Source organism: Celeribacter sp. (assembly GCF_048270365.1).
Lineage (GTDB): Bacteria > Pseudomonadota > Alphaproteobacteria > Rhodobacterales > Rhodobacteraceae > Celeribacter.
The window spans coordinates 62821-70455 of record NZ_JBLWTA010000015.1 but is presented as its reverse complement, the minus strand read 5'-3'; the positions used below and the strand labels follow the sequence as shown (position 1 = coordinate 70455).

Annotated in this window: 7 protein-coding genes; 1 reads left to right on the top strand and 6 read right to left on the bottom strand. The window is 60.0% G+C overall.

Annotation, left to right across the window (positions count from 1 at the left end):
* Positions 1-329: 329 nt before the first annotated feature.
* From ACN0X0_RS17720 to ACN0X0_RS17695, 6 genes are all read right to left on the bottom strand, one after another.
* Positions 330-1112, bottom strand: coding sequence for an SDR family NAD(P)-dependent oxidoreductase (locus ACN0X0_RS17720; protein WP_417280246.1), 783 nt, complete (start codon positions 1110-1112; stop codon positions 330-332).
* 15 nt (positions 1113-1127) lie between these two features.
* Positions 1128-2444: a TRAP transporter large permease gene (locus tag ACN0X0_RS17715; RefSeq protein WP_417280245.1), complete on the bottom strand. Its 1317-nt coding sequence runs from the start codon at positions 2442-2444 to the stop codon at positions 1128-1130.
* Between the two features lie 76 nt (positions 2445-2520).
* Positions 2521-3063 (bottom strand): TRAP transporter small permease, encoded by a 543-nt coding sequence (locus ACN0X0_RS17710; protein WP_417280244.1) that lies wholly within the window; start codon positions 3061-3063, stop codon positions 2521-2523.
* Positions 3064-3067: 4 nt separating this feature from the next.
* The gene (locus ACN0X0_RS17705; RefSeq protein ID WP_226554788.1) at positions 3068-4153 is read right to left on the bottom strand and encodes a C4-dicarboxylate TRAP transporter substrate-binding protein; all 1086 of its coding nucleotides are present in this window, start codon (positions 4151-4153) and stop codon (positions 3068-3070) included.
* 52 nt (positions 4154-4205) lie between these two features.
* Entirely contained in the window at positions 4206-5717 is a 1512-nt protein-coding gene (locus tag ACN0X0_RS17700; protein WP_417280243.1) for a class I adenylate-forming enzyme family protein, read from the bottom strand.
* 25 nt (positions 5718-5742) lie between these two features.
* Positions 5743-6918, bottom strand: a complete 1176-nt coding sequence (locus ACN0X0_RS17695) for a thiolase domain-containing protein (protein ID WP_417280242.1) — start codon at positions 6916-6918, stop codon at positions 5743-5745.
* Positions 6919-7033: 115 nt separating this feature from the next.
* Between ACN0X0_RS17695 and ACN0X0_RS17690 the strand changes: the two genes are divergently transcribed.
* Positions 7034-7600, top strand: coding sequence for a LuxR C-terminal-related transcriptional regulator (locus ACN0X0_RS17690; RefSeq protein WP_226554791.1), 567 nt, complete (start codon positions 7034-7036; stop codon positions 7598-7600).
* Positions 7601-7635 lie beyond the last annotated feature (35 nt).

Below are 7635 nucleotides of genomic sequence, written 5' to 3'. Positions count from 1 at the left end.
TCACCATGTATGCACGCGCAACACGAAACATCTTTGCGAAAAATTACGAACAAAATTCGAACACGCGCCGTTTATCCGAGCAATTCAAGCCAAAGGAAAACTGCGAAAAATAAACATTTCAAAACACCTAATGAAAAAATCGAAACTGCATATCCGGAAACATCTTGACTGGTGACAACGGGCTCCTCGTCGATATGTGACGGGGTCTCTAAACGCGTTTGCTGTGCCCCATAACGACCTCGAAAAAATGACTTTCAAGACGCAGTGCCGAGCTTGCCGCCTTAGAAAGGTTGATTGGTTCTACGCCAATCTCACCTTTCCAACCCTACTCAAGCTTGCAGATTGCCGGTTTGTGTCATCCCGGACGCCATATAGCCTCCATCTACCGTCAAGACCTCACCATTGACAAAGGACGCGGCAGGGCTTGCGAGATAGGCTACGGCCTCTGCAATATCTTCCGGCTGCCCGAGGCGGCGGGTCGGTGTCATGTCCAGCACACGGGACCATGTTTCTTCACTGTAAGCGGCGCGTGTCATCGGTGTCTCTATGACCCCCGGCGCAATGGCATTGGTGGTGATGCCACGCGCGCCGAGTTCAAGCGCAAACTGCCGGGTAAGTCCCAGAATGGCGGCTTTCGACGTGCCATAAGCAGTGCGCCCGACACCGGCCCGCAGACCGGAGATCGAGGCGATATTGATGATCCGCCCATAGCCGCGTGCCGCCATGCCGCGGGCGATATGCTGGCTCACAGTGAAGGTGCCGGTGACATTGACCTCCATGACCTTGCACCAGTTCTCATGGGCAAAATCCAGAAGCGGCTCCACGAGAATGAGCCCGGCGCTGTTTACAAGAATGTCGATGGGACCAAGTTCGTCTTGGGCTTTGGAAACCACGTCGGGAAGTGCGGTCGCATCCGCAACATCGTGGGCGAGAGCAATCGCTGTTCCACCCTGAGCGGCGATCTCGCGGGCGACCTCTTCGGCGGCCTCTGGGCGCAGGTCGGTGACGGCCACACGGGCTCCCAACGCTGCCAACCGCAGAGCGCTTGCCCGCCCGATGCCAGAACCGCCACCGGTGATGAAGGCGGTGCCATAATCCGTTCGTTGTGTCATGGGAAATCTCCTGAGTTATCGGGCCATCATGGTGTCGGGCAGCCAGGTGATGATCGACGGGAAGGCGAAGAGCAGAACGATAGTGACCATCTCGATCGCCACGAACCAAAGCGCGCCCCGGAACACATCCGGAAGAGGTGTATCGCGATCAATGCCCGCGATCACAAAGCAATTGAGGCCCACGGGCGGTGTGATCAGTCCGATCTCGCACATTTTCACGCAAAGAATGCCGAACCAGATCGGATCGAATCCAAGTCCCGACACAGTAGGAAACACGATGGGCAAGGTGATCACCATCATCGAGAAGGCATCGAGAAACATACCGAGCGGGATATAGAGCAAAAGAAGCACCGCAACGATCAGATGAGGCGGAATGCCGCTTTCGGTGATGGCGCCTGCGATCATCTGCGGCACCTGTACGAGGGTCAGGAAAAAGCTGAAAATGCCCGCGCCAATCATGGTGAAGAGGATCATCACCGTGGTGGTGGCGGTCGAGCGGAAGCTTTCGGAAAGCGCAGTGCTCAAACGCCCGCGCGCCGATCTCGCGAAGACCAGCATGAGCAAGGCGGCGAGCGCACCGATGGCACCGGCTTCGGTGGGCGTAACAAAGCCGAGGTAAATGCCGCCCAGCACAATCACGAACAGGACGAGCACCTGCCACGCCTGCGTCGTCGAGGACAGACGCTCCCCCCAGGAGGCCTTGGGGGCTCGGGTGGAGTGATGCTGAACCCGATGGCCGATCAAGGCAACACCGATCATGAAGGCGACCGTGGTGATCAGGCCGGGAACAAAGCCCGCGATCAACATTTTTCCGGCGGAGACCTCGGTCAAGGCTGCATAGAAAATCAGCAGGACGGATGGCGGGATCAGAACGCCAAGCACGCCACCTGCAGCCACGGCCCCTGACGCGAGGCGCGGATCGTAGCCCTTTTCCTTCATCTCCGGGATGGCGACCGCCCCCACAGTGGCCGCCGTTGCCACCGAGGACCCCGAGGTCGCGGCAAAGCCTGCCGAGGTCAGGATGCTCGCCATCGCCAGCCCCCCCGGCAGGTGACCTACCCATTTGTTGGCGACATGGAACAGGCGCTTTCCGACCTGCGCATGATGCGCGAAAGCCCCCATGAGGATGAAAAGCGGGATGACCGTAAGCGCGTAACTTGCTGTATGGCTGAAGGAAAAGGATTTGAGCCGTGCCAACAGGAAGCCTAGGTTTTCCACCATGACGATGCCGAAGGCGCCGGAGAGGGCCAGCGCGGCAAAGACCGGGGTGCCCAGAGCCATGAGGAAAAAGATCAGCCCGACGGCGAGCAAGGTGATGAGTGTCACATCCATTGTCGATGTCCTGTGAAATGCAATGTCGAGGTCCCGGTGACATGCGCCGGGGCCTTTTTCTTGGGGCGCGCGCGGCTCAGTGCTGGGGCCTGTCCCCTGCACCCGGGCGCGCGGTGTCGATATGCGGCAGCGCGATCTGTTTGAGTGCGATGCGCAGGCTGTGCAGGGCGGCTTGCAGCGCAGCAAACCAGAGCCCTGCGGCCACTGCGATTTTGGCCCACCAGATCGGCACCTGGAAATAGCCCCAACGGAATTCCCGGATCGAGAAGGAATAAGCCGCCTCCTGTGTTGCCGGCCAGGCCAGCATCAGAAAGGTCAGCGCAGCAAACAGCCAGGCAAGCGCCGTGCAACCACGCGAAAACGGTCCGGGAAGCGCATCGGTCATCATGGTGACACGGATGTGGCCGTCATCGAGCAGGGTCGCGCCCAGCCCCATGAAAACCACCATCACCATGGACATTTCCGTCATCTCGAACAGCCCGGGCACGGCGCGCCCGAAGGCGGCGCGGGCCACCACATCCACTGTGATGGCCACCATCATGAAGGCGAGGAACCCCAGCGCCAGCCATGATGTGATCCGGGCGATCCCGTCGAGCAGGCGGTTCAGCCACGCCAGCATCAGCTTACAGACCCGCCGCGATTTCGACCGGGCGCTTCATCGTCCCGGTGCCTGCGTGGCGCGCGATCGCCTCTTCGACCACCGCCTGCATGGCCGCCCCGTCGATGCCGTTGGGCTTGGCCACGGTCTCGATCCACTTGTTGACCTGTGCGGGTTGAACAAGCGCCTTGGTCCGGGCTTTTTCCGCATCCGAGAGTGCGGAGAGCACCACGCCTTCGGCCTGCGCCTTCTGCACGTAATCGGCCAGCACCTTGTTGTAGATTTCGGCAAATTTCCCACCATAGAGCTCATCGGCCAGATCGGTGCAGATCTGTTGGTGCTCTGCAGGGAGGCCCTCCCAGACGCGGCGGTTCATGATCGTGACGGCGGGGGCGTGCGGACCATCGCCGATGTCGTAGAAATTCGGGGCGATCTCATGCAGTTTGTAGGCAACGGCGGTGACGAAATCGAAGCCGTAGACCCCATCGAGAACCCCGCGTTCGAGCGCCTGATAAACCTCGCCCGCCGCCATCGGCACGGCAATCCCGCCGAGGCTTTCGATCACATCGGTGGCGACGCCGTAGCCGCGGATTTTCTTGCCTTTGATGTCGTCGATCGAGGTGATCGGATCGCGCATCACCAGAGGCGCATAATTCCAATTGGTCCAGTAGAGCACCTTGCTGCGATGACGCTCTTCCCATTCCTGCCGCAGCGGCGCGAAATTCTCGTAGACGTCGCGGCACACGAGTTGCAGCTCATCCGCGCGCTCCATGCGGAAATACCATTCAAGGCCGCGTGTGACCGGCAGTTCGGCCTGATAATAGCCCGGCGCGATCAGAGTCATTTCGCTGGTGCCGTCGCGCACCGCGCCGAGATGTTCGCCGACCTTGTTGAGGCTTCCGGCCCAGTAGTATTTGACGCCGATCTCGCCATTGCTGCGATTTGCCAGTTCTTCGAGGAACCAGCGGTCGACCCAGGACGGTCCCGCGGTTTCGCTCACATAGCTGTCGAATTTCAACGAGGTTGCGGCATGGGCTAGACCGGGCAGACCCGAGATCAGCCCCGCACCTGCGAATGCTCCTGTGGATTTCAGAAAGTCACGTCTTTTCATGGGTATCTCCTCCGTTGGTGCCGGGCTCCTCCTGCCCGGAGATGTTGTGTAATTATGCCGGTGTCGGCGCATGTCCCGTGCGCGTTCTCAGCGCGGTTTTCAGAACCTTGCCGTAGCTGTTCTTCGGCAGCTCGTGGACGAACTGGTAGCGTTTCGGACGCTTGAAAGCGGCGATCTGCTGGCGGCACCAGCTGTCGAGCTCAGGCTCACTGGCGCTCTTGCCGGGTTCGAACACGACATAGGCCACGACCTGCTCTCCCCAATCCGGCTCCGGTTCGCCAATGACGGCAATCTCGAAGACGGCCGGATGGGCCAAAAGCGCCTCCTCAACCTCGCGCGGATAGATATTTGTGCCACCTGAAATAATGACATCCTTGGAGCGGTCAGTGAGGTAGAGAAAGCCGTCTTCATCGAGATGGCCCAGATCTCCGGTATGCAGCCAACCGTGTTGCAAGGCTTGCTGGCTGGCCGGTTCGTTCTGCCAATAGCCGGTCATGACGGTTGGCCCCCGGACACAGATTTCCCCGGTATGCCCCGCAGGCAAAGCCTCTCCATCGGAGCCCAGAACCGCAAGTGTGACAGCCCCCTGCGCAATGCCGACAGAGGCGCGCCTCGCCTTCCAGCGCGGGTGAGTCTGATCTGCAACGAGATCGCGGGGCAGGACAGAGATGGTCATGGGGGTTTCGCCCTGACCGTAAATCTGCACAAAGCGCGGACCGAAACAGGCGAGAGCTTCGTCAATGTCATGGGCATACATCGGCCCGCCGCCATAGATGATCGTACGGATGCCCGTGCCGTCGTAACCCTGTTGCTTTGCCGTGGCGATCAGCCGTTTGACCATCGTAGGCGCCGCAAAGAACACGAGATTGCCACGGGTCTCGGCGAGCGCAATGATCTCGGCGCTGTCGAACCCAGAGGACGCAGGGATGAGATGCGCCCCGCCTGCCCGGATTTGCGCGAACATGTAAAGCCCCGCGCCGTGGGACATGGGAGCGGCGTAGAGCATGTGATCCTCGGGGCATGCCGCATCGACATCGAGCGCATAACACAGAGTCATCTGCCGCAGGTTGTCATGGCTGAGCATGACCCCTTTGGGCGTCCCGGTGGTGCCCGAAGTGTAGAACAGCCAAGCAAGTTCCTGTGCTCCAACCGACTTGGGCGGCGTGAATGTGTCCTGCTCAGGCACCGGCGCAGCGAGCTTCGCCTCGGCGACATCCTCCTGCGTCGCGAAAACAGTGCCGCTCTCCGTCAAGGTCAGCGCCGCCCCTGAATCGCGGATGATCCACTCGGCTTCGCGGGCATGCAGTTTGCAATTCACCGGCACGACAACGGCCCCGAGCCACCAGCAGGCATGTAGCACCTCGATGTACTCGGGCGCATTCTTTGCGAAAATGGCGACCCGGTCGCCCTTTGCGATCCCATGCTCCGCATGCAACCAAGCTGCACGATTGCAGACGGATTGCAAAAGTCCGTGATAGGTCTGGCGCAGGCTGTCGCCGTGATAGAGCGCCGGACGGTCGGGCCATGACAAGGCCGTTTGATACAGCCAATTTGCGATATTCATTGTCTTCACAAGTCCCAAATCATCTTCAGGCGCGATCGGCTTGCAGAATCGTCGCGTAGTTGGCGACGGCCGCACCACCCATGTTGAAAGCGAGGCCCCATTCCGCACCCGCGCGCTGAATGTCTCCCGCACGTCCGGTCAGTTGCCGGAAGCCCAGAGCATGCATCGACACGCCGGTGGCGCCGACCGGATGGCCTTTGGCCTTCAGCCCGCCAGACAGGTTCACCGGGGTACGCCCGTCCGCATATACCGTGCCCTCATCTAGGGCCCTTACCCCCTGCCCCTTTGGCGCAAGCCCCATCGCTTCGTAGATCAGAAGTTCTGCCGGGGTGAAACAGTCGTGAACCTCTGCGAAATCCAGATCTGAGACCGTAATCCCGGCGGCGTCATAGGCCGCGCGAATGGCGCGTTCCGGTCCTTCGAAGGCCACGAAATCGCGGCGGCTCATCGGCAGGACGTCGGACACATGTTCGGCGGCGGCAACCCGCACGCGGGCAGCTGCGTCCCCGGCATGGGCATTGGCAGCGCTCAAAACGATCGCAGCAGCACCGTCCGTGACCAGAGAGCAATCACTCAATCGCAGAGGCGGTGCGATCAGCGGGTTTCTCTCGCTCACCTCGCGGCAGAACTCATAGGTCAGCGGCTTATGCATATGCGCCAACGGGTTTTTCATCGCATTTTCATGGTTCTTCGCCGCAATGCGCGCCATCGTGTCCAGCGGATCGCCATAGCGCGCCGCATATTGGTCGGCCGCAATGGCAAAGACTTGCGGAAAGCTCAGAGCGGCCTCGTTCGCATCATTTTGATACCCCGCCCCGGCCAGAGCCGTCGTGACATCTTCTGTTGACCTATGGGTCATTTTTTCGGCCCCGACGACAAGGACGTTCCGCGCCCGGCCTGCTCGGATGGCGTTCAGTCCGGCGTGAATAGCGGCCGCACCAGAGGCGCAAGCGTTTTCGCACCGAGCGGCAGGGGTATAGCGGAGGTCGGGATGCGCCTGCAAAACGAGCGAGGAGGCAAACCCGTCGGGAACGAGTCCGGAATTGAAATGACCGAGAAAAATGGCGTCAATCTCAGAGGGAGGAATCTGTGCCTCCTCAAGAGCTTCACGCGCTGCCTCAACGATCAGCGTTTCGAGCGTGGCGTCGAGGCGACCAAACCGGGTGTGGCCGGAGCCGGTGATATAAATGTCGTGGGTCATGTAACGTCCTCCCACGACAAACGTGATGCAAAAAACACATGGTAGCCATTCGTAGAACTACGTATAAAAATACGTAGTGCCTACGTAGATGCAAATGCAGCGAAAGGAAAACCCGATGGATTTCGACCGGATATCTGAGACCGACCTCAATTTGACGGGTTTCATGGATGCTCCGATCGGCCTCATGGTCCTGTCAAATCGCAAAATTCAGCGCGTGAATACGGAGATGGAGCGAATTTTCGGCTGGACCCGTGACGAACTGGAGGGGCAATCGATCCGCATCCTCTATCCCTCCAGCGTCGATTATGAAAAGACAGGCACCCGCTGGCGGCGTTGGCTGGACGGCCGTCCGCGCTACACAGACGAGCGCTTCATGCAATGCCGTAGCGGTGAGATCATCTGGACCCGAGCGTCAGGCCGGACACTGACGCCCACCGATCCCTTTCGGCTGATGGTTTGGACGTTTGAGCATCTGGAACATCGCCCTCCGAATTCCGCCACATTGACGCCCAGAGAGCGCGAAGTCGCCCGACATATCGTGAACGGGTACACCAGCAAGGAAACCGGCCTGGCGATGGGAATATCCCCCCGAACCGTTGAGGTTCATCGCAGTTCCGTGATGAAAAAGCTGGGGGTGCAAAATGCTGCGGAACTCGTTGCGAAAATGATTGTACAGAACTGACAGGAGCCAGTCTGCGAGATGCATGACCCGCGGCA

Coding starts and splice junctions, on each gene's coding strand:
- ACN0X0_RS17700 (WP_417280243.1), bottom strand. CDS start 5,717: ATGAATATCGCAAATTGGCTGTATCAAACGGCCTTGTCATGGCCCGAC.
- ACN0X0_RS17715 (WP_417280245.1), bottom strand. CDS start 2,444: ATGGATGTGACACTCATCACCTTGCTCGCCGTCGGGCTGATCTTTTTC.
- ACN0X0_RS17720 (WP_417280246.1), bottom strand. CDS start 1,112: ATGACACAACGAACGGATTATGGCACCGCCTTCATCACCGGTGGCGGT.
- ACN0X0_RS17705 (WP_226554788.1), bottom strand. CDS start 4,153: ATGAAAAGACGTGACTTTCTGAAATCCACAGGAGCATTCGCAGGTGCG.
- ACN0X0_RS17695 (WP_417280242.1), bottom strand. CDS start 6,918: ATGACCCACGACATTTATATCACCGGCTCCGGCCACACCCGGTTTGGT.
- ACN0X0_RS17690 (WP_226554791.1), top strand. CDS start 7,034: ATGGATTTCGACCGGATATCTGAGACCGACCTCAATTTGACGGGTTTC.
- ACN0X0_RS17710 (WP_417280244.1), bottom strand. CDS start 3,063: ATGCTGGCGTGGCTGAACCGCCTGCTCGACGGGATCGCCCGGATCACA.